Annotated in this window: 1 pseudogene; it reads right to left on the bottom strand. The window is 37.8% G+C overall.

Annotated elements, in window-relative coordinates:
* Positions 1-1,060, bottom strand: a pseudogene (locus tag ACUTSE_RS18125) (hypothetical protein); the annotation flags it as partial.

Here is a 1,060-nt window from a genome sequence, read left to right as displayed (position 1 = left end):
ATCAAGGTTGATGACTTGATCATCTCCGTTTCCGTCTTTGTAGACTAACTCTGTTCCATTATAGATTACGTTTCCTTCAACATCTTTGGCCACTTTTTCGATAATCTCTTTTACTTTCTCCGGATTGTTGTTTACAATCGTTTCGAAGTTGTTCGCTACCGAAGCTGGAATATCGATGATAGTTTCGGTACCATTCTCTGATTTATAGGTATAGGTTCCATCGGTATTGGCAAGTAAAGTAGTTACCGTTTCGTTGGCTTTTACCAGTTGGTCAAGGTTGATTACTTGATCATCCCCATTTCCATCTTTGTAGACTAAATCAGTTCCATTATAGGTAACATTGCCTTCTACGTCTTTGGCTACTTTTTCAATAATCTCTTTTACTTTCTCTGGATTGTTGTTGACAATCGTTTCGAAGTTATTGGCTACTGATGTAGGAATATCGATGATGGTTTCAGTACCATTTTCGGATTTATAAGTATAGGTTCCATCGGTATTAGCAAGTAAAGTTGTAACGGTCTCATTGGCTTTTACTAGTTGGTCAAGGTTGATCACTTGATCATCTCCATTTCCATCTTTATACACCAAGTCTGTTCCGTTATAGGTAACATTGCCTTCAACATCCTTGGCCACTTTTTCGATAATCTCTTTTACCTTTTCAGGGTTCGTATTGACTATTGTTTCAAAGTTGTTCGCTACAGAAGCTGGAATATCGATGATGGTTTCAGTCCCATTTTCGGATTTATAGGTATACGTACCATCGGTATTAGCAAGTAAAGTTGTTACGGTTTCATTGGCTTTAACCAGTTGGTCAAGGTTGATCACTTGATCATCTCCATTTCCATCTTTATACACCAAGCCTGTTCCGTTATAGGTAACATTGCCTTCCACGTCTTTCGCAACTTTTTCGATAATCTCTTTTACTTTCTCCGGATTGTTATTGACAATTGTTTCGAAGTTATTGGCTACCGAAGCAGGAATATCGATAATAGTTTCGGTACCATTTTCGGATTTATAGGTATAAGTTCCGTCAGTATTGGCAAGTAAAGTAGTTACAGTC

The organism is Myroides sp. TSA_177.3 (assembly GCF_052691955.1).
The sequence above is the reverse complement of the archived record's forward strand: the minus strand, read 5'-3'. Positions and strand labels throughout refer to the sequence as shown.